Origin of the sequence: Hydrogenophaga sp., assembly GCF_050250835.1 — a bacterium.
Taxonomy (GTDB): domain Bacteria; phylum Pseudomonadota; class Gammaproteobacteria; order Burkholderiales; family Burkholderiaceae_C; genus Hydrogenophaga.
In genome coordinates, this window is record NZ_JBFWNX010000002.1 from 269642 (window position 1) to 290273 (window position 20632).

The 20632-nt window shown below is 65.3% G+C and carries 21 protein-coding genes; 7 read left to right on the top strand and 14 right to left on the bottom strand.

Annotated elements, in window-relative coordinates; translation table 11 throughout:
• Window positions 1-6: 6 nt before the first annotated feature.
• From AB7F11_RS04475 to surE, 3 genes are all read right to left on the bottom strand, one after another.
• Window positions 7-831 (bottom strand): peptidoglycan DD-metalloendopeptidase family protein, encoded by an 825-nt coding sequence (locus tag AB7F11_RS04475; protein WP_428288552.1) that lies wholly within the window; start codon window positions 829-831, stop codon window positions 7-9.
• Window positions 832-996: 165 nt separating this feature from the next.
• On the bottom strand, window positions 997-1821 hold the full coding sequence (locus tag AB7F11_RS04480) for a protein-L-isoaspartate(D-aspartate) O-methyltransferase (RefSeq protein ID WP_428288553.1): 825 nt from the start codon (window positions 1819-1821) through the stop codon (window positions 997-999).
• Between the two features lie 8 nt (window positions 1822-1829).
• Complete coding sequence (surE, locus tag AB7F11_RS04485; RefSeq protein WP_428288513.1) at window positions 1830-2621, bottom strand: 5'/3'-nucleotidase SurE; 792 nt, start codon at window positions 2619-2621, stop codon at window positions 1830-1832.
• Window positions 2622-2734: 113 nt separating this feature from the next.
• Here surE and AB7F11_RS04490 point away from each other — a divergent pair, with 113 nt between their 5' ends.
• Window positions 2735-3721, top strand: a complete 987-nt coding sequence (locus AB7F11_RS04490; RefSeq protein WP_428288514.1) for an NADPH:quinone oxidoreductase family protein — start codon at window positions 2735-2737, stop codon at window positions 3719-3721.
• 9 nt (window positions 3722-3730) lie between these two features.
• Here AB7F11_RS04490 and AB7F11_RS04495 read toward each other — a convergent pair whose 3' ends face one another.
• Window positions 3731-4516: an IclR family transcriptional regulator domain-containing protein gene (locus tag AB7F11_RS04495; RefSeq protein ID WP_428288515.1), complete on the bottom strand. Its 786-nt coding sequence runs from the start codon at window positions 4514-4516 to the stop codon at window positions 3731-3733.
• Between the two features lie 148 nt (window positions 4517-4664).
• Between AB7F11_RS04495 and AB7F11_RS04500 the strand changes: the two genes are divergently transcribed.
• Both AB7F11_RS04500 and AB7F11_RS04505 read left to right on the top strand, forming a co-directional pair.
• Window positions 4665-5579, top strand: a complete 915-nt coding sequence (locus AB7F11_RS04500; protein WP_428288516.1) for a 4-hydroxyphenylpyruvate dioxygenase — start codon at window positions 4665-4667, stop codon at window positions 5577-5579.
• 49 nt (window positions 5580-5628) lie between these two features.
• Window positions 5629-6486 (top strand): sugar phosphate isomerase/epimerase family protein, encoded by an 858-nt coding sequence (locus AB7F11_RS04505; RefSeq protein ID WP_428288554.1) that lies wholly within the window; start codon window positions 5629-5631, stop codon window positions 6484-6486.
• A 12-nt stretch (window positions 6487-6498) separates the two neighbouring features.
• Here AB7F11_RS04505 and AB7F11_RS04510 read toward each other — a convergent pair whose 3' ends face one another.
• The 10 genes from AB7F11_RS04510 to AB7F11_RS04555 all read right to left on the bottom strand — a co-directional run bounded on the left by AB7F11_RS04510 (window position 6499) and on the right by AB7F11_RS04555 (window position 16401).
• Window positions 6499-7365, bottom strand: coding sequence for a DMT family transporter (locus tag AB7F11_RS04510; RefSeq protein ID WP_428288517.1), 867 nt, complete (start codon window positions 7363-7365; stop codon window positions 6499-6501).
• A 37-nt stretch (window positions 7366-7402) separates the two neighbouring features.
• On the bottom strand, window positions 7403-8236 hold the full coding sequence (locus tag AB7F11_RS04515; protein ID WP_428288518.1) for a shikimate dehydrogenase family protein: 834 nt from the start codon (window positions 8234-8236) through the stop codon (window positions 7403-7405).
• A 40-nt stretch (window positions 8237-8276) separates the two neighbouring features.
• A complete protein-coding gene (locus AB7F11_RS04520; protein WP_428288519.1) occupies window positions 8277-9275 on the bottom strand; it encodes a TRAP transporter substrate-binding protein in 999 nt (332 codons plus the stop codon).
• Window positions 9276-9313: 38 nt separating this feature from the next.
• Entirely contained in the window at window positions 9314-10594 is a 1281-nt protein-coding gene (locus AB7F11_RS04525) for a TRAP transporter large permease subunit (protein WP_428288520.1), read from the bottom strand.
• 18 nt (window positions 10595-10612) lie between these two features.
• Window positions 10613-11146 carry a TRAP transporter small permease gene (locus AB7F11_RS04530; protein ID WP_428288521.1) on the bottom strand — a complete coding sequence of 178 codons (534 nt, stop codon included), beginning with the start codon at window positions 11144-11146 and terminating at the stop codon, window positions 10613-10615.
• A gap of 117 nt (window positions 11147-11263) precedes the next feature.
• Window positions 11264-11944, bottom strand: coding sequence for a TetR/AcrR family transcriptional regulator (locus tag AB7F11_RS04535; RefSeq protein ID WP_428288522.1), 681 nt, complete (start codon window positions 11942-11944; stop codon window positions 11264-11266).
• A 33-nt stretch (window positions 11945-11977) separates the two neighbouring features.
• Window positions 11978-13564, bottom strand: coding sequence for an acyl CoA:acetate/3-ketoacid CoA transferase (locus AB7F11_RS04540; RefSeq protein WP_428288523.1), 1587 nt, complete (start codon window positions 13562-13564; stop codon window positions 11978-11980).
• A 13-nt stretch (window positions 13565-13577) separates the two neighbouring features.
• On the bottom strand, window positions 13578-14738 hold the full coding sequence (locus tag AB7F11_RS04545; protein ID WP_428288524.1) for an acyl-CoA dehydrogenase family protein: 1161 nt from the start codon (window positions 14736-14738) through the stop codon (window positions 13578-13580).
• A gap of 17 nt (window positions 14739-14755) precedes the next feature.
• Entirely contained in the window at window positions 14756-15571 is an 816-nt protein-coding gene (locus AB7F11_RS04550) for a sugar phosphate isomerase/epimerase family protein (protein ID WP_428288525.1), read from the bottom strand.
• Window positions 15568-16401 (bottom strand): IclR family transcriptional regulator, encoded by an 834-nt coding sequence (locus AB7F11_RS04555; protein ID WP_428299858.1) that lies wholly within the window; start codon window positions 16399-16401, stop codon window positions 15568-15570. The genes AB7F11_RS04550 and AB7F11_RS04555 overlap by 4 nt, the downstream gene beginning before the upstream one ends.
• A gap of 95 nt (window positions 16402-16496) precedes the next feature.
• Here AB7F11_RS04555 and AB7F11_RS04560 point away from each other — a divergent pair, with 95 nt between their 5' ends.
• The 4 genes from AB7F11_RS04560 to AB7F11_RS04575 all read left to right on the top strand — a co-directional run bounded on the left by AB7F11_RS04560 (window position 16497) and on the right by AB7F11_RS04575 (window position 20595).
• Window positions 16497-17333: a shikimate dehydrogenase family protein gene (locus tag AB7F11_RS04560; RefSeq protein ID WP_428288527.1), complete on the top strand. Its 837-nt coding sequence runs from the start codon at window positions 16497-16499 to the stop codon at window positions 17331-17333.
• Window positions 17334-17512: 179 nt separating this feature from the next.
• Entirely contained in the window at window positions 17513-18526 is a 1014-nt protein-coding gene (locus tag AB7F11_RS04565) for a tripartite tricarboxylate transporter substrate binding protein (protein ID WP_428288528.1), read from the top strand.
• Window positions 18527-18595: 69 nt separating this feature from the next.
• Window positions 18596-19105 carry a tripartite tricarboxylate transporter TctB family protein gene (locus tag AB7F11_RS04570; RefSeq protein WP_428288529.1) on the top strand — a complete coding sequence of 170 codons (510 nt, stop codon included), beginning with the start codon at window positions 18596-18598 and terminating at the stop codon, window positions 19103-19105.
• Entirely contained in the window at window positions 19102-20595 is a 1494-nt protein-coding gene (locus tag AB7F11_RS04575; RefSeq protein ID WP_428299859.1) for a tripartite tricarboxylate transporter permease, read from the top strand. Before AB7F11_RS04570 ends, AB7F11_RS04575 begins: the two co-directional genes overlap by 4 nt.
• The last annotated feature ends 37 nt before the right edge of the window (window positions 20596-20632 follow it).

A 20632-nucleotide genomic window follows, 5' to 3' on the forward strand; every position in this document is an offset into this window, starting at 1 on the left:
GCCGTTTCAGCGCTTGGGCAGGTGGCCCATGGGGTCGACCGGCTTGCCGAGTCGACGCACCTCGAAGTGCAGCTTCACGCGATCGGTGTCGCTGCTGCCCATTTCGGCAATTTTCTGGCCCTGGCGCACCGACTGGTCTTCCCGCACCAGCAGCGCCTGGTTGTGCGCGTAGGCCGTGAGGTAGGTGTTGTTGTGCTTGAGGATGATGAGGTTGCCATAGCCCCGCAAACCTGCACCCGCATAGACCACCCGCCCGTCAGCGGCTGCGATCACCGGGTCGCCGATCTTGCCGGCAATGGACACGCCCTTGTTGTTGGCTTCGTCAAACGGTGTGATGACGGCGCCTTGCGCCGGCCAGATGAAGCCGATCTCGTCACCGGCGGCTGCGGGTGCCTGGGCAGCAGGCGGCGCAGCAGGAATGGGCGCGGGGGGCGCGGCTTCGGTGAGCGGACGTGCGGTCACGCCCGAACTGGCCACAGGACTGGTGGCTGGTCCGGTGGGCACGACGACCGGTGGCGGCGCTGTGGCGACGGTTACGGGAGGCTGCACGCGCAACACCTGCCCCACTTCGATCGAGTTGCCATTCGCCAGGTTGTTCCAGGCCTGGATGTCACGCCAGTTCTGGCCGTTGTCCAGTGCAATGCGGTAGAGCGTGTCGCCTGCTTTCACCGTGTAGTAGCCGGGCTTGCCGGCGTTCTCGCTGCCGGGCAGCGCGACCACGGGTTGTTCGGTGCCCGAGCGGATGGCACCCCGGTCTTCCACCGGAGCAGGCCCCGACACGCGGCGCGTGGAGCAACCGGCCGTCACCAGGAGCGCTGCCAGCACGGTCATGACTGCGGCGCCTTGCCATGCCGAGCGCCCCGACTTCTGGGGATGACCCGACCACTGGAAAACACGCTTGTTCATGAAAACTCCCACCGTTGGCATGGGCGCTGTGCGAATCTGCTGCACAGGCCCCGTAAGAAAAACCGCTGCGCTGTCAAGGACATGCGCAACTCATGCGATCCCCGATTTTAGAGGCACAAAGAGGACCGCCTCCAGTTCGGTGCGCACCACGCCAGTGGCGGTCTTTTCAACCACCACCAGGTTCTGGCGGCCCACGCTGGTCACCGCCGGCGCCACCAGACGGCCGCCCACGGCAAGCTGATCGATCCAGGCTGCGGGGATGTCGTTGCCGCCCGCTGCAGCGATGATGCCTGCGTAGGGCGCACCCCGCGCGTATCCCAGCATGCCATCGCCAAACAGAAGGTGCAGATTGGACAGCCGAAACGGCCGAAGGTTCTCGCGTGCCTTTTCGTGCAGGCCCTTGAGCCGTTCGATGCTGTAGACCTCGCGCGCCACATGGCTCAACACGGCGGCCTGGTAACCGCAGCCGGTGCCGATCTCCAGCACCCGGCCCAGCTTATCGTGGCGCCCCTGGCACAACAATTCGATCATCCGGCCGACCACACCGGGCTTGGAGATGGTCTGGCCCAGACCGATGGGCAGGCTGGTGTCTTCGTAGGCCTGGTTGGCCAGCGCGGTGTCCACGAAGCGGTGGCGCTCCACGGCACGCAGAGCCGCCAGCACGCCGGCATGGCTCACGCCCTGGGCTTCGATCTTGCGCACCATGGCCGCACGCACGGCTTGCGAGTCCATGCCCACGCCGCTGGGCGTGGAGGGTCTGGCCAGCGGCGCAGCGGGCTGGCCGCGCGTCAACGCGGGCGGCGATGTCCGTGGCCCGGACGCCGAGGGTTCGAGCCGGGCCGGAAAGCCTGGCCGAGGCCGGACGGCGGGCGGGCTGGAGGACGTTGTCAATGTGCGCAGCGGTGGCGCGGGCACACCGCGTTTCACGTGGTCGCCCCCGCCGTGTTCCCTGGATCGGCCAGTGCGGCCGCCGTCGGGGCCCAATAGGCCAGGCGATCGTGGTCGGTCAGGTCCACCTGCAAGGGCGTGATGGTGGCGTAGCCCTGCAGCGAGGCGTGGAAGTCGGTGCCTTCGGCATCGTCCTTGGCCTTGCCGGCGCTGCCGATCCAGTACATGGTGTCGCCCCGCGGATTGGTCTGCGAGATCACCTGTTCGGCGGCATGGCGCCGCCCCAGGCGCGTGACTTTGAAGCCGCGGATGTCCGCCAGCGGCCGGTTAGGAATGTTCACGTTCAGCAGCCAGGGGTCGGCAGGCGGGCCATTCTCCAGCGACGGCAGCAATTGCGACACCAGCCGCGCGGCCATCCGTCCCGCATCTTCCAGGTGCGCCCAGCCCTTTTCTGTCTGGGAGAAAGCAATGGCAGGGATGCCGAACAGGTAGCCCTCCATGGCAGCACCCACCGTACCCGAGTAAATGGTGTCGTCGCCCATGTTGGCGCCGTTGTTGATGCCGGAGACCACGAGGTCAGGCCGGTAGCCGAGCAGGCCGGTGAGTGCAATGTGCACGCAGTCTGCCGGCGTGCCGTTGACGTAGCGAAAGCCGTTGTGCGAGCTGTGCACGTACAGCGGCGAATGCAGGCTGAGCGCGTTGGACTTGGCGCTGTTGTTGTGCTCGGGGGCCACCACCTCCACGTCGGCCAGCCCCTTGAGGGCTTCGTAGAGCGCCACGATGCCCGGCGCCTGGTAACCGTCGTCGTTGGAGATGAGGATTTTCATTGCCACGATTTTAAGGTCACGCTCGAGACAGGCAGCGGGCATACCCGCTGCAGACCCAAGCGCCACGCTGCCTATCATGGGACGATTGCAGACCAACCAAATGAGGAGATGCCATGCAAGCCTGGCTGTGTGAAAACCCTGTGGGCGTCGAGGCGCTGACCTGGCAAGAACTGCCCACGCCCGAGCCCAAGGCGGGCGAGGTGTTGGTCGAGATCCAGGCCGCGAGCCTGAATTTTCCGGACCTGCTCATCGTGCAGAACAAGTACCAGAGCAAGCCACCCCTGCCCTTCGTGCCCGGTTCGGAATACGCGGGGGTGGTTCGCGCCGTGGGCGATGGCGTGAAACATCTGCAACCGGGCCAGATGGTGGCCTGCATGGCAGGCACCGGGGGTTTCGGCACGCACGCGGTGGTGAATGCGGCCCTGTGCATGCCGCTGCCGCCCGGTTTTCCCGCCGTGGATGCGGCGGCCTTTGGCCTGATCTACGCCACCTCGTGGCACGCGCTGATGGACCGGGGTGCGCTGCGAGCCGGAGAAACCGTGCTGGTGCTCGGCGCTGCGGGCGGCGTGGGCACCTCGGCCATCCAGATTGCCAAGGCAGCGGGTGCGCGCGTGATCGCTGCCGCATCGAGCGAAGAGAAATGCGAACTGTGCCGGCAGCAGGGGGCGGACGCCACCATCAATTACAGCGTGCACACCCCCAGGGAGGGTTTGCGCGATGCGATCAAGCAGCTCACCGACGGCAAGGGGCCAGACGTGATCTACGACCCGGTGGGTGGTGATTTCGCGGAGCCGGCGTTTCGCTCCATCGCCTGGCGCGGACGCTACCTCGTGGTGGGTTTCGCCAGCGGCCCCATACCCAGCCTGCCGCTGAACCTGACCCTGCTCAAGGGCGCCAGCATCGTCGGTGTGTTCTGGGGCGACTTCGCGCGCCGCGAGCCCAAAGCCAACGCCCAGATGATGCAGACCCTGGCCGGCATGTACGCCAAAGGCGAGGTGAAGCCGGTGATCGACCAGACCCTGCCCATGCGCGAGTTGCACAAGGCCTACGCCATCATGGGTTCGCGCTCGGTCAAGGGCAAGCTGGTGATGGTGAACTGACCGCGCCCATCAGATCAGGGCGCGCAGGGCGCGCGCCGCTTCCTTGAGCACCGGCAGCAGTCGGGCCACCGCGTCGGCCGAGGTTTCCTGGTTGATCGGCATGGTCACACTGATGGCGCCCTGCACGTCGTTGTTGCGATCGAACAGCGGCACCGCCAGGCCCCGGTAGTTCAATTCCATCTGCTGCTCTGACAAGGCCCAGCCCTGGCGTCGGAAGCGCTGCAGCTCGGAGCGCAGGCGCTCCTTGCTGGAGATGGTGTACGGCGTGTAGGCGCGCAACGTGCGTTCGGCCAGCCAGGCCTCGGACGCGGATTCACTCAAGCCTGCCAGAAAGGCCATGCCTGCGGCTGTCACCTGCGCCTGCACGCGTGAACCCAGCATGTAGCCGGTGTTCATCTGGCGGTGCACCCCGCTGCGGGCGATGTAGACCGTGTCATCGCCATCGAGCACCGCCAGATAAGCGATCTCGTGCGTGCCTGCCGCAATGCTTTGCAGAAAAGGCTGCACCAGCCGGGGCAGGCGCGCCGACTCCAGGTAGGCATGCCCCAGCCGCAGGATGCGCGGCGTGAGCCAGAACAGCTTGCCATCGGTGCTCACGTAGCCCAGGTGGGCCAGCGTGGCCAGGTAGCGCCGCGCGGCGGTGCGCGTCATGCCGCAACGCACGCCGGCCTGGCTGGCGGTCAGGCGAGGGTGCTGGTCATCGAACGCCTCGATGACGGCGAGGCCGCGTTCCAGGCCGGCAATCCAGTCGCGTCTTTCCAGGGGTTGCGCAGCGGCGCCGGCGGAGATCTTCATGAGAACGGTTGCGGGAAAACCCTTGTATGGAGCGATCGGCGATCGCCGGTGTGCGATTATCGAACAGGTGCCGCCGAGTTCCAACGCCGAACTTGCGCGCTTGCCTCTAAAGTCGGTTCATCCTTCCTCCACCGAAGCGAGCGTCTTCATGAGCGATCTTCTCCTCAGCGCGGCAGCCAGCCGCGAACCACTGCAGGCGTCCTTCAGCGACGCAGCGAACCCACTCGGGCTCGATGGCATCGAATTCATCGAATACGTGACCAGCAAGCCGCAAGCGCTCGGCCAGGTTCTGGAGATGATGGGATTTCGCCCGGTCGGCCGACACCGTTCGCGCGAGGTGCTGTTGTACCGCCAGGGCGAGCTCAACATCGTGGTCAACGCGCACCCCACCGATGCGCGCGGCGGTGGTCACGGTGGCGAAGTGCCGTTCATCTCGGCCATGGCGCTGCGCGTGCGCGACGCCCGCTCGGCCTACCACTATGTGCTCGAACGTGGCGCCTGGTCGGTGCCAACGCACGCCGAGGTGATGGAACTCAACATTCCGGCCATCCATGGCGCCGGCAACAGCCGCATCTATTTTGTCGATCGTTATGCCGAGTTCTCCATTTACGACGTGGACTTCGTGCCCATTCCGTCGGTGGACCAGCGGCCGCCCGCCACAGCCGGCGTGCATTTCTTCGGCGTGGTGCAGTACATCGGTCCGGATCGCAGCAACGACTGGATCCAGTTCTACAACGAACTGTTCGGCACCGAACTGATCCCCGACGATCAGCGCTTTGGCATCATGCCCAAGGGCACGCTGCTGCGAACCCCCGCGCTGAACCCCGCCCATCGCTTCATGCTGCAACTGATCGAGCCCGAGATCAACGTGGTGGACGCCGAGGAGCGCCTGCAACGCATCGGCCTGGGCGTGCCCGACGTGCTGGCCGCCGTCAAGGCGCTGCGCGCGCTCGGCGTGGAGTTCGTGGAGACGGCAGCCGCCCACACCGAGCAGCGCGGTGCCATCACCAAGACCTACCTGGGTTCGGTGGTGTTTGAGCTGGTTCACAGCGAAAAAGGCTGATCGCGTGAACACCCAACGAGACACGCCCGAAGCCATCAGTGGCTTTGGCATGGACACCATCACGCTGGCAGGCCCGCTGGAAGCCAAGCTCGCTGCCATGAAAGCCGCCGGCTTCTCGCAGGTGATGCTCAAGGCCAACGACCTCGTGGGGCACCCCGGTGGCCTGGCGGCGGCGGTTCAGGCGGTGAAGGACAGCGGCCTGCGCGGCACCGGCTTTCAGGTGCTGCGCGACTTCGAAGGCCTCTCGGGGCACCTGCACCACTACAAGATGGACATCGCCAAGAGCATGCTGGAGATGTGCGCCGCGCTGGACTGCCGCGTGCTGCTGGCTTGCTCGTCCACCTCCACCCACGCCTCGCAGGACATCGACCACATCGCGCGCGACCTGCGCAAACTGGCCACGCTGGCGATTCCGCTGGGCATCCGCATTGCGTATGAGGGCCTGTCCTGGGGCCGGACGATCAACGAGTTCACCACCGCCTGGGACGTGGTCTGTCGCGCCGACTGCCCCAACCTCGGCCTCGGCCTCGATTCCTTCCACATCTTCGCGGCCAAGACGCCACTGGAAGAAATCGACTACCTGGACCCCGAGAAGATCTTCCTGGTGCAGCTGGCCGACTTCATGTGGCAGGAGACGCGGACCTTTGAAGAACGCATGACCACGGCGCGCACCTTCCGCGTGTTTCCGGGCGAAGGCGTGCACAGCGAGCAGTTGGTGGACCTGGTGCTCAAGCTCGACCGCCTCGGCTACGCGGGCGACTACAGCTTCGAGGTCTTCAACGACGACTACCAGCAGATGCCGCTGCCGATGGTGGCGGAGCGTGCGCGCCGTTCGGCGCTGTGGCTGGCCGAGGACGTGTTGCGCCGCTCGGTACCCCTGCCCAACCAGATGAGGCTCAAGGACTGAGGGGTTGGCGATTCAGCCGTGGCGCACGCGCACGCCCAGGCCGCCGCACAGCGCGATGATCGCAATGCCGGCGATCGACCACGCGTCGGGTGCATAGCCGAAAACCACCCAGCCACCCAGCGTGGCAAAGCCGATCTGTGCGTACATGTATGGGGTGAGCCGTGAAGCCGGCGCGCGGTGGTAGGCCTGGATCATGAAATAGTGTCCGAGTGAGCCGAACACCCCCATCACCGAGACGATGACCCAGAGCTTCCAGTCGCCCAGGGGCACCCAGGACCAGGGCAGCAACAGGGTTCCAAACACCAGCCCGGTCAGGCCGGTGTAGAAATGCATGGTGCCGGGATCTTCGGTGCGCACCATGCGGCTGGTGACGATCTGGTAGACCGCGTTGATGACCACAAGGCCCAGCGGCAGCAGCATCGCACCCTGGAAGTCGCTGCCCTTGGGACGGATCACGATCATCGCGCCGATCAGGCCGCCCGCCACCAGCCACCAGGTGAGCGGCGGCACGCGCTCATGCAGCAGCGGCGCTGCCAGCAGCGTGATCACCAGCGGCACGAGCATGAGGATGGCGGTGAATTCGCCCACAGGCACGTAGCGCAGGCTCATGTAGGCCACCGTGCCCGAGCCGACCATGAGCGCGCCGCGCAAGAGCTGCCAACCCGGTTTGCGCGTTCTGAACAGCGCAGCGCGCTGGCGCGGCCACAGCAGCAGCACCGTCATGGCCGTTTGCACCAGGAAGCGCAGCCACACCGCCATGAGCACCGGCACCACGGCACCCACATACTGCGAGGCAGTGTCCAGCAGGGCAAAGCACAGCGTGGCGCAAACCGCCAGGGCAATGCCCCGCGCAGGATGCGGAAATCTTGGATCGGACAAGAAACGCCTTGGGGGAAGCGGGCCTCGGGCTGCCGGATCAGTAGCTCAGGCGGGCCACCGACCGCAGCACCTCTGCAGTGGTGGTGGGAAACCCGAAGTATTCCAGATAGGCAGGAATCTGTTCGAACAGCATGTCCGCGCCCACCTGCACACGGCAGCCCCGCGCCTGCGCGGCCGAGAGGAACGCCGTCATCTCGGTGCGCATCACCACCTCGCCTACGAAGGTGCGCGCCTCCAGCCGCGAGACGTCCACCGGCAGCGGATCGCCTTCGTTCATGCCCATGGGCGTGGCGTTGACCACAAGATCGAAGCCTGCCGGGTCGTTGCTGCCGGTGGCAACCTGTATGGCTGGATAGTGCGTACGCAGCCGCTGCGCCAGCGCATCGGCCGAGGCGGGGTTCACGTCGTGCAGCGCGATGGCACCGATGCCCGCACCCGCCAGCGACGCCGCAATGGCACAGCCCACGCCGCCGCAGCCCACCACCAGCACGCGAGCGCCACCAAGGTCCAGGCCCTTGCGCCGCACGCCGCGCACAAAACCCTCGCCATCGAACATGTCACCCAACAGGCGGCCGTCGTCGGTGCGCCTGACCGCGTTGCAGGCACCCGCCACCTTCACCGTCGGCGTGACCTCGTCGAGCAGGTCCACCGTCACCACCTTGTGCGGCATGGTGATGAGCGCGCCACGCACATTGGTCAGCGTGAACACCGACCGCAGCAGCGCCGGGTAGTCGGGTGCCCGGCAACCCATGGGCACCACCACGGCGTTCACCCCCACCTGCTCAAAGTAGGGGTTGTAGATCATCGGCGACTTGAAGGTGTGCGTCGGGTACCCGATGTGGGCGATGATTTCGGTGTGGCCGTTGATCATGGTCAGAAGGTCGGTCGGCGGTGGCGGTGGCGGGGGCGGATCACTTGCGGACCTTGGCCAGCTCGGCCTGCAGTTCCTTGACGGTTTCCTGGCCCACGTTGACCGCGTACTTCGCGGTCACTGGGCGCATCAGATCGCGCAGCTTGGACAGCTCGGCCGCTGGAAGCTCAGTGACCTGCATGCCATTTTTCTTCATGTTGTCCAGCGCAGCGGTCACCTGTCCGCGGGCCTGCTCGCGCTGGTACCTGGCGGCTTCCACGGCGGCGTCGGCAATGATTTTCTTCTGTGCCGCATCGAGCGTGTCCCAGAACTTCTTGCTGATGATCACCGACTGTGGGTTGTACTGGTGGTTGCTCAGCACCAGGTGCTTCTGCACTTCATAGAACTTGTTTGCATTGATCACGGTCACCGGGTTTTCCTGCCCGTCGATGGCCTTCTGCTCCAGCGCAGCGTACACCTCGGGGAACGGCAGCGGCGTGGGGTTGGCGCCCAGCGCCTTGACCCAGTCCACGTTGATCGGGTTGGGTATCACGCGCAGCTTGAGGCCGGCGAGGTCTTCCACCTTGGTGACGGGGCGCTTGCTGTTGGTGATATTGCGGAAACCGAGTTCGAAGTACGCCAACCCCACCAGGCCTTTTTCCTGCAGCTTGTCGTGCAGCTTCTTGCCGAACGGGCCGTCCAACACGGCATCGGCCTCGACCGAGTTGTTGAACATGAACGGAAAATCGTAGATGGCGAATTCCTTGACCTGGCTGGCGAAGATGCCCGAGTTCATGGAAGCCATCTCCAGCGTGCCACCCTGGATGGCCGAAACATTCGCCTGGTCACTTCCCAGCGTGCCACCTGGGAACAGGTTGACCTTGATCTTGCCGCCCGACCTGGCCGCCACGATCTCGGCGAACTTCTCCAGACCCATCACGATGGGATGGCCCTTGGGGTTCTGGGTGGCGAACTTGATCGTCCGGTCTTGGGCCTGTGCGGCGCCGAATGCGGTCACGGCCATGGCGGCCACCAGCGTCTTGAGCATCATTCGTTTCATGGTTGTCTCCAGGGAATTGAGAGGAAAGGTAAAGAGGATCAGCCGATGAGCCACTTGGCGGGCCACAGCACGAGTTGGGGGAACATCACCATCAGGAACATCAACAGGAACTGCGCCAGCATGAAGGGCCACACGCCCTTGGTCACCTCGTCCATGCTGATCTTGCCCACGCCGGCCACGGTATTGAGCACCGTGCCCACAGGCGGCGTGATCAGACCGATGGCGTTGTTCATGATGAAGAGCACCCCGAAGTAGACCGGGTCAATGCCCGCCGCCTTCACAATGGGCATGAGCACCGGTGTGAGGATGAGGATGGTGGGCGTCATGTCCATGGCGGTGCCCACCACGATGACCAGCACCATGATCGCCGCCATGAGCAGGCGCGGATGGTCCAGCAGCGGCTGGAGCAGGCTGACCAGTTGGTCCGGCAGCTGCGCCACCGTGATCAGCCAGGCCGAGACCATGGCGGCGGCCACGAGAAACATGATCACAGCGGTGGTTTTTGCCGCCGCGAGGAACAAGCCATAGAGCTGTTGCAGCTGGAGTTCGCGGTAGACGAAGACCGAGATCACCAGCGCATAGACCGCCGCCACAACGGCTGCTTCGGTGGGTGTGAACACCCCGAACTTCAGCCCCACCAGCACGATCACGGGCAAACCCAGGGCGAACAGCGCATCCTTGAAGGCCACCATGACCTCTCCCGCGTTCTTGCGCGGCGGGGGCTTCACCATTTCCTTGCGCGCCACGTACCACCAGGTGAAGCACAGCGCCGTCGCCAACATCAGGCCTGGGGCGATGCCGGCCAGAAACAGCTTGGAGATGGAGACGTTGGCCGCAACACCGAAGATCACGAATCCGATGCTCGGCGGAATGATCGGCGCGATGATGCTGGCCGATGCCAGCAGGCCGGCCGCCCTCGCCTTGTTGTGACCGGCATGCACCATCATCGGCAACAACAGGGCCGACAGCGCAGCCGCGTCTGCCACCGCAGAGCCCGACAGCGCGGCCATGAGCACCGCCGCCGTGATCGCCACATAGCCCAGGCCACCACGCACATGGCCGACCAGGGCCATGGCCAGGTGCACGATGCGGCGCGACAGGCCACCTGCGTTCATGATCTCGCCGGCCAGCATGAAGAATGGCACGGCCAGCAAGGGAAAACTGTTGGCGCCTTCGATCAGGTTCTGCGCCAGGATCTGCGCGTCGAACAGGTCCATGTGCCACATGAGTGCCACACCGCTCAGCAGCAACGCGAAGGAAATGGGAATGCCGATGGCCATGGCGGCCAGCAGAGCACCAAGGAAGATGGCAATGGTCATGGTGAGCGTCCTCGGCGATCAGGGGCGTGGGTCGCCGTGCGGCATGTCTTCAGACTCGCGGATGCCCACGAGCTCGCCGTCGGGCATCTGCCCGGCGAGAAGGCGCCAGAGATTGAACAGCAGCACCGGGGCGCCCAGAACAGCAAACGTCATGCCGCTCGCATAGAAGTACGCCATGGAGGTTTCCATGACAGCGCTGGTGGACTCCCAGTTGATCTTCACCTGCTCCCAGGCACCCTGGAAAACGAGCCAACAGACCAGCAGCATGAGCACCAGACTCAACGCCAGGCAAACCTTCTGCCCCGCCACCGGCAGGCGTGCCACCAGGGAATCGGTGCCCAGGTGCGCGCGTTCATGGAGCGCGACCACGGCACCCAGGAACGTCATCCAGACAAACAGCCAGCGAGACAGTTCCTCGGACAGGGTGATGCCTGAATTGAAGCCATAACGCATGACCACGTTGCCGAACACCATGACAACCATCAGCACCAGGCTGGCGACCATCAGCCACGACAAGGCGCGGCAGTACTGCTGGATGATTTTTTGAACCACGTTGGTCTCCTCTCGGGTAGGAGGCCATAATGTACGAACTGGTTAGTTTTTAATGATCAGGGAAAACCCTGAGACGAGCTGCCGCCCGTCGGCTGAGGTGGTGGAGCCTTGCCGGCTTCAGGCGCGCACGAAGCGCACGACCATGTCGGTGATGCTGGCGCGGCGTGCAGCCAGGGCTTCCGGCGAGTCCATGTCGCGCTTGAAGATCAGGCCGAAGGTGTGGCGGTTGGAAACGTTGAAGAACGACAGCGCCGAGATGGACGCGTGGATGTCGATCGGGTCCAGGCCCGGGCGGAAAACGCCGTCGGCCACGCCGCGCTCGTACAACTGCCGGATCGACGAGATCGCGGGCACGTTGAGCTCCTGGATGCTCTTGCTCTGCGCGAGGAACTGCCCGCGGTTCATGTTTTCCGACATGACCAGGCGGATGTAGTTTTCGTGGCTGTGGTGGTGGTCGTACGTGAACTCCACCAGCCTGCGCAGCGCGGCCTCAGGCGCCAGGTCTTGCAGGTGCTGCTGGCTCTCGATCTCGCGCATGCGGCGGTACGACTCTTCGAGCACGGCCAGGTACAGGCCCTCTTTGCTGCCGAAGTAGTAATAGATCATGCGCTTGCTGGTGCGCGTGGCGGCGGCGATCTCGTCGATGCGGGCACCAGCAAGCCCCTTGTCCGCGAACTCGGCCATGGCGATTTCCAGGATGTTGGCCATGGTGCGCTCGGGGTCGTTGGTGCGGCTGACCGCCTTCGCCTCCGGAGCAGTCCGTGCGCTGCGGCGCCTGGAATGTACCGTTTCGTTCATTTGCGCAGTATAGGGTCTGCGCCACCAGAAACGCTAGCTGTGGCTGGCCTCGAAGTGCTCGCGGCTCATCACACGCAGGTCGGTCGCGATCGCGGGCATGAACGCCATCTGGTCCAGCACGTCGCGCTGCAGGTCGATACCGGGCGCGATCTCGTAGAGCTCGATGCCCTGGGACGTGAGCCGGAAGCTCGCGCGTTCGGTGAGGTAGAGCACCTCCTGCCCGCGCACCAGGCCTTGCGGGCCACTGAAGGTGATCTGCTCGACCCGCGACACCAGCTTCTTCACGGCACCTTGCTGCAGCACGCGCATCTGGCCGTCGCCCGTCTGGAGTTTCACGCCCTTGGCCGCCAGCGTGCCGCAGAACACCACCTTGCGCGCATTCTGGGCAATGTCAATGAAGCCGCCCGGCCCCACGGTGAGGCCGCCCAGCTTGCTCACGTTGACGCTGCCTTGCGCGTCGAATTCGCCAAAGCCGAGAAAGGCGATGTCGAGGCCGCCACCAGCGTAGAAATCAAACTGCGTTGGCGCATCCAGCATGGCACTGGCGTTGCGTGCGTAGCCGAACAGCACGCCGTCCATGAGCGTGCCGCCATAGGTGCCGTGCTCGATGGTCTGGTAGAGGCGGTGTTGCTCGCCACGCGCGGCAATGAGCCGCGCCACCGCATCGGGCACGCCCACGCCGTAATTGACCACCGGGCGCGGCTTGCCGGTGTTGAACAGTTCCACCGCTGCGCGGCGGGCTATTGCCTGGCGCTCGCTGAAGGCTTCCTGCGCAGCGGCCACTTCGCGTGCCCGGTCGATGGCCTCACTGTGCTCGCGCGGCGTGCCGGTGAGCTCGCCGCTGAACGACGGGTCGAAGGGAATGTCGTAGCTGGTGCGCTGGTCGGGGTCCACCACGATGGCATCGACCCAGGCGCTGGGGATGCGCACCTCGCGGGCCTTCAGCGCACCCCGTGGCAGGCGCTCGGCCACCTGCACGATGACCTTGCCGCCACTGTTGCGAGCGGCCAGCGCGAGCGACTGCGCGTCCAGGTTCGCGGCTTCATGCTCAAAGCTGATGTTGCCCTCTTCGTCCGCTGCGCTGGCGCGCACGATGGCGATGTGAATCGGAAAGGGCTTGTACCGAAGGTACTCGCGCCCATCCATCTGCACCACGTCCGCCAGATCGTCCTTTGCGCTCGCGTTCATGCGGCCACCGCCCAGGCGCGGATCGCACACGGTACCCAGGCCGACGTGGGTGAACAGGCCTGGGCGGCCGGCGCCGATCTCACGCATGAGCTGGCTGCTCACGCCGCCCGGCAGGATGTAGGCCTCGATCTTTTCGTCCACGGCAAGTTGCTGCATGGCGGGCGACCACACCCAGTGCCCACCGATCACGCGCCGCACCAGGCCTTCGTGGGCAAAGCAGTTCATGCCCTTGGTCTTCTTGTCGCCGATGCCCAGCGCGTGCATCACCGTGAGGCCGCGCGGCTGCTGCGTGGCGAGAAAGCGTGCCTGCACGGCCTCGAACACGTGCGTGGCCTCCATCAGGCCGCCACCGCCGCCCATGAGACCCACGGTGTCGCCGTCGCGGATGAGCTCCACCGCCTGGGCGGCGGTCATGAATTTGCTCTCGCTCATGGCCAGCACCTGTTCACCGATGCACGTCAAACAAAGCGGCGCCTTTCTTCAGCGCGCTCTTGGCGATCACGCCTCGGTGGATTTCGCTGGTGCCGTCGAAGATGCGGTAGATGCGCGCGTCGCGGTAGTAGCGCTCGATCGGCAGTTCCTTGCAGAAGCCCATGCCGCCAAACACCTGCACTGCGCGGTCCACCACGCGGCCCAGCGTCTCGGCCGCGTGCACTTTCACCATGGCAATCTGTTCGCGCGCGTCCATACCCTGGTCGAGCATCCAGGCAGCCTGGTAGACCATCCAGCGCGCGGCGTTGATCTCGATCACGCTGTCGGCCAGCATCTGCTGCACCATCTGAAAGTCGCCGATGCGGGTCTTGAACTGCTGTCGCTCGCTGGCGTAGTCCAGCATGAGTTCGCACACGTGCGTGGCCTTGCCGACCGCGCGAGCGCCCACCTGCGCCAGCCGCACCACATTGAGCGCACCCATGGCAAGCTTGAAACCCTGGCCCTGTTCGCCGAGCAAGGCCAGCGGCTCCAGCGGCACGTCGTCAAAGAACAGTTCCAGGTGCGGTGTGCCACGAATGCCCATCATCTTCTGGTCCTTGCCCACGGTGAAACCGGGCAGGCCTTTGTCGACCATGAACATGGAGATCTCTTTGTCGCCTGTGCGCGCCGAGACCAGGAAGAAGTCGCTCCACTCACCGTCGCTGATGAAGTGTTTGCTGCCGTTGAGCACCCAGCCGGCCTCGGTCTTCTTCGCGTGGGTCTGGATGCCGGCAGCGTCCGACCCGGCACCGGGTTCGGTGATGGCGATGGCGCAGGTGCGTGTGCCATTCACTGCCGGCTGCAACCAGCGTGCGACCTGCTCGCCCTGGCAGTGCAGCAGCGGCTCGTAGACATTGCCGAAGGCGCGCCGGATCAGATAGTCGCTGGTGTGACCGAACTGTTCCTCGCACAGGATGCGATCCAGGTGGGACAGGCCCGCGCCGCCCAGATCGGCTGGCATGTTCAGCGCGTACAGCCCCAGTGCACGCGCCTTGTCGTGAATGGCCTGCGCCTGCGCGCGGTCCAGGCCACCCTGCGTTTCCAGTGCGTCTTCCAGCGGGCGAAGCTCTTCGGCGATGAACCGACGCACCGTGTCAATCATCATCTTCTGCTCGTCGTTGAGGGCAAAGTCCATGGATGCTTTCTGCCGGTTCAGGCCCGGGGTTCGACAAAAGGGCGGCTGGCGGCGAGGCACATGCCGGCCCACTCGCGCACGCCGGTGGTCTTCTCGCGCTCGACGTGGATCACTTCCACACTGATGGGCAGATCGGCCGGCAGCGCAGCGAACAATCCATGCAGGTCGATGCTGCCCTCGCCGGGCAACAGGCGCTCGCAGCGGGCGGTGTGGATCATTTCTTCGGTACTGAAGTGCGTGCCGGCCTGGGCGTCGCAGATCTGGGCGTAGTGCAGCAGCGCGCGCGGGATGGCACGGATGTCGTCCAGCGTGGTGTGCGAACGCCCGAAGTGCAGCGCGTCGACCAGGATGCCGGCGTTGGCAGGCTGCCCGGCACCACTGACCACGCGCATCGCCGACTTCGCATCGGGCACGCCGGTCCAGGGCATGAATTCGAGATCGGCCGTCAGGCCAAAAGGCGCCATCACTTCGCACAACCGGGCATAGCTGTCGGTCAGGCGCGCCTCGTTGCGGTCGTCCCCCGCCACCAGGATGGCCCGCGCGTGGAGCGCGGCGCCGGCGTCGTAGAGCGCATCCCAGGCGTGTGGATCGAAGCCTTCGTCGATGCGGATGATCTCCAGGTCGAACACGCCCACGCCGGTGTCGCGCTGCGCGGCCAGGGTCTCGCGCATGGCCTCGGGCCGGCCCAGCAGGAATTGCTGCGCAGCGCCCGGAGCGTTGGGCCACAGGCGCAGGCCCACATGTTGGTAGCCTTCGGCCGCCGCGACACCCATCGCCTCAGCGGGCGTGCAGCGGTGGGCGCCCAGATAGGCCAGGGAATAAATGCGCGTCATGGGGCGTAGATCGGTTTGCGCCCGGCGGCAGCGCCGCTGCCTCCGGTCTCGGCGGTGAGGTTGAAGAAAGGCGACGCACCACTGATGGCGGCGAGCTGGCTGGCCACCGAGAGCAACTCGGGGCCGAGCTCTCGCATGCGCTCGGGCGTGAAGCGCACCGTGGGTCCGGCGATGGTGATCACACCCATGGCCGCCTGGCCGGCGAAGCGCACCGGCGCCGACATGGCGGCCAGACCCAGGCTGTAGGTATCGGTGGTCATGCTGTAGCCGCGTTCGCGTGTGGCGCGGACGGCGTCCATGACCGCCTGCAGGCTGGTCGGCGCATGAGGACCGAACTCCTGCACCGAGCCCAGGCCCTGGCGCGCCAGCAGGCCCAGGCCCTCGTCATCGCTGAGCGTGGACAGCCACGCCCAGCCGGACGATGAACATGACAGCTGCGAATCGACGCCCATGTCAGGGTCGTAGCGCAGGCCCTGTCGCGCGCCCTGGGCACGGGCCACCCAGGTCAGGCGCTCGCCATCCACCACCGAGAGGCGCACCAGCTCGCCCGACACCTCGGCCAGGTGGTTCAGCAGAGGCTGGGCGACGTCCACGATGCCGCTCTGGCTGAGGTAGGACAGCCCCAGACTCACCAGGCGGGTGGTGAGCAGGTAGTCGCCGCGCCCACGCGCCTGGCGCACATAGCCCAGCCGCACCAGATCGGCCAGCAGGCGGTGCGCGGCGCTGCGCGGCATGCCGAGTTGATCGGCCAGCGCGGCCAGCTCCATGCCTTCGCCATGCCGCGACAGCAATTCCAGGATGCCCAGGGTTCGTTCCAGTACGCCACTCATGCAGGGGAGTCTAGCCAATTCTGGAAATAAGTTCAATAATTGAATTAAATTCCACTTTTTTCCTTTCTGCCTTCTCCCTTCTCCCTTCTCTTCTCATGTCCGCGCACCCTCCCTCTTCCTCCCTTGCCGTGCCGCTCGACGGCGCCACCCGCATCCACTACATCGTGGGCGACCCCATTGCGCAGGTGAAGTCGCCGTCCGAAGTCACGCGCGCGCTGCTGGCCCACGGACGCAACGCAATCGTGGTGCCCGCCCACGTGGCGCCGCAGCACCTGGCCGGCTGGGTGGCCGGCACGGCACTGGCACAGAACGTGGACAGCATCATCGTGACCGTGCCCCACAAGTTCGCCTGCTTCGACCTCTGCGTCAGCACATCCGGGCGAGCGGCCTTTCTCCAGACCGTCAACACCATGCGCCGCCACCCTGGTGGCGGCTGGCATGGCGACATGTTTGACGGCCTGGGGTTCGTGATGGCCCTGCGGGACAAAGGCTTCGAACCCGCAGGCAGGTCGGCCCTGCTGGCAGGGGCTGGCGGCGCCGGTTCGGCCATTGCGCATGCGCTGGTGACGGCAGGAGTAAGCCGGCTTGCCGTTCACGACACGGACACCGTGCGGCGCGGAACGCTGGTGGAACGCCTGGCGGGTCTGGGCCTGTGTCCGGTGGATCACGCCAGCGCCGACCCGGCTGGCTTCGATCTGGTGGTCAATGCCACGCCCGCCGGCATGCAGGCGGCAGATCCCTACCCGGTGGACGTGAGCCGGCTGCGGCCCGGCGCCATGGCCGCTTGCGCCATCACCGCCCCGGCGGTGTCCCCTTTCATCGCCGCCGCGCGTGAACGGGGTTGCGAGAGCCTCACCGGCATTGAAATGTTTGATCGCGTGAAAGATCTGATCGTTGAATTCCTGCTGAATCCCGGAACCCCTAAGGATTAACCCGCATTGCGTTCGATCATCGAACGAAACAGGGCGCTGATCGAACCCGCCACCCCAGATAAACATGGACCCCTGCGCAGCCTGCTTCTACATTGAAGACGGGGCCGGGGACGGCCAGAGAAAAACCCAGAAGCCCGGGTACGAGGGCTTGATACCTGACCAACGAAGGAGACCAAACCATGCAGAAGTTCAAACGTCAGTTCCTCGGGGCGGCCGTGGCCGCGCTGGCCGCCGCCACACTGGGCGGGCAGGCGCAGGCCCAGGGCTATCCCGAGCGCGACGTGACGGCCGTGATCCAGTGGGGTGCCGGCGGCGGTACCGATGTGGCCATGCGGGGCTATGCGCCCTACGCCGAAGAGGCGCTGGGCAAGAAGATCGTGCTGCAGAACAAGCCAGGTGCCGCTGGCGCCATCGGCGCGAACTTCGTGCTGCAGCAGCCCGCCGATGGCTACACCCTGCTCATGGGGGCGGAACCACAGGCGCTGTTCCGTGTGATGGGCATGGCCGACTTCGACTACGACAAGTTCTACCCCGTGAACATCGCGGCCATCGCCAACTCCATCATCCTCGTGGCACGCAACGACGCTCCCTGGAACACCATGCAGGATCTGCTCAGCCACGTGCAGGCAAACCCCAAGAAGCTCAAGCAGTACCTCGCCGGTCAAGGCACGGTGCCTTACACGGTCAACACCATGGTGAAAAGCCTCACCAACTTTGAAACCATCCTGGTGCCCTTTGACGGCGACGGCCCAGCCATCGCCGCGCTGCAGGGCGGCCACATCGACTTCGGGTTCATCGCCTCGGGCGCGGTCATCGAACACGTGAAGGCGGGCCGTCTCAAGGCACTGGGTGTGCTGGACAACAAGCCGTTCCAGGGCATCCCGCCCATGACGGATGCGCCTTCGCTGCGCGCCCTGCCCAAATACCTGCCGTGGGGCTCGTGGTACGGTGTGTTCGTGCGCAAGGAAACGCCTGACCCCGTCAAGGCCAAGCTGGTGGCCGCCTTCAAGAAGGCGGGCGAGAACCCGCAATACCGCAAGCTGATGGAAGGCCGTGGCACCACCATGCTCAACCTGAGCGGCGCCGAGGCCGAGGCCTTCATCAAGAAGTGGCAGTCCACCACCGCCTGGCTCTACCAGACCGCCGGCACGGCCAAGGTTGACCCCGCCACCCTGGGCATCGCCAAGCCCTGACGCCGGGACCTGGTGGTCCGGCGCCTGCCGCGACCGGACCACCCGCCCCATCCTCCGAGGAAACACAAGATGCACACCAGCCATCCGCGACTGGCCGGCGAGCTGACCTTCATGGTCCTGCTGGTTCTCGTGAGCCTGTTCCTGCTCTGGACGGCTTACCACATCTCCAGCTTCGATTCGCTGGCCGCGCCGGGCACGTTCCCGTCGTTCTGTGCCATCACGATGGCCATCACCGGCCTGTTGAACGTGGTGAAGTCGGCGCGCAAGAAACTGATTCTTGAGAACGGCGAAACCACCGTGCAGCAGTTCGTGCGCCGGATCACGCCGCTGCAACTGGTGCTGTTCTCCGCCCTCATCCTGCTCTACATGCTGGGCATGGAGTTGCTCGGGTTCCTGGTCGCGTCCTATCTTTTCCTGGCCCTTTCCATGTACCTGCTGGGCAGTCGCCGCGTGGTGTTCAATCTGCTCATCAGTGCGCTGGTGCTCGCAACCATCTTCATCGTCTTCCGTGCCGCCTTCTCGGTCATCCTGCCCGCCGGCAGCCTGGTCGGCCCCTACCTGCCGGAGCTGCTGAAATGATGGAAGCCCTGGGATATTTCCTGATGTCCTGGCTGGACATCCGGATGCTGCTGCTCACCGCACTGGGCACTTTTGCCGGCATCTATATTGGCGCCATTCCCGGCCTCTCGGTCACGATGGCGGTGTCGATCCTGATCTCCTTCACCTTCAAGTGGGAGGTCAACCACGCACTGGCGCTGATCTCGGGCATCTACCTCGGCGGCGTCTACGGCGGCTCCCGCAGCGCCATCCTGCTCAACATTCCAGGCTCGCCAGCTGCGATCGCCACAGGGCTCGATGGCTATCCCCTGGCCAAGCGCGGCGAAGCTGGCCAGGCCATCGGCCTCACCACCATCGTTTCGGTCTACGGCGGGTTCATCGGCATCCTCGCACTGGCGGTGGCCGCGCCTGCGGTGTCCAGCCTGGCGTTGAAGTTTGGCCCGCGTGAATACCTGCTGCTGGCGATCTGGGGCATCCTGCTCGTGGGGAGCCTGTCGGGCGAATCGCTGTCCAAAGGCATCTTTGCCGGTGCGCTCGGCGCCCTCATTTCCTGCGTCGGTCTGGACCCCATGACCGGCGAGCAGCGCCTGACCTTTGGCAACCTGCAAATGTCGGCTGGCATCTCCTACATCGCGGCCATGATCGGTTTCTTCGGCGTGTCCGAGGTGATCGCGCAGCTGCACGAGCTCAAGCTCAAGGCGATCAAGCAGAACGTCAGCAAGATCATTCCGTCCTGGGCGCTGGTTCGCAAGCACCTGCCGCTGGCCACGCGCACCTCGGCCATCGGCGTGGTGGTGGGCGCACTGCCCGGCGCTGGTGGTGACATCGCCTCGCTCATGGCCTACGACCACGCCAAGCGCACGGTGAAGGACCCATCCCGACCGTTTGGAGAAGGTGCCTACGAAGGACTGGTGGCGCCCGAATCGGCCAACAACGCGTCTGTTGGTGGTGCCTACGTGCCCATGCTCACGCTGGGCATCCCGGGCGATGCCGTCACGGCCGTCATCATCAGCGCGCTCTACATCCACGGCCTCAAACCCGGGCCGCTGCTGATGATCGAGACACCGCACCTGTTCTGGTTCATCGTCGGCTCGCTCACGCTGGCCAACATCTTCCTGCTGATCTTCGGCCTCACCGGCATCAAGCTCTTCGCCAAGATTGTCGAGACGCCCAAGCCGGTGCTGCTGCCCCTGATCCTGGTGCTCTCGGCAGTGGGCGCCTACGCCATCAACAACAACCCGGTGGACGTCTACTGGATGCTGGGCTTCGGCCTGCTCGGCTACTTCCTCAAGATGTATGGCTTCCAGGTCGGACCGGTGGTCCTGGGCATGATCCTGGGACCGCTCATGGACCGCAGCTACCGCCAGACCATGCTCTCCACCGGCGAAGACGTGGGCCTGTTCGTGACCGAGTTCTTCACCACGCCGCTGTCGGCCCTGATCCTGGCGGCGCTCGTCTTCACGGTGGTCAGCCAGACCGGCTGGTACAAACGCTGGCGATACGGCAAGTAGCCCGGCGCGCGATCGGCGCCGGGACCCAAGACACCTT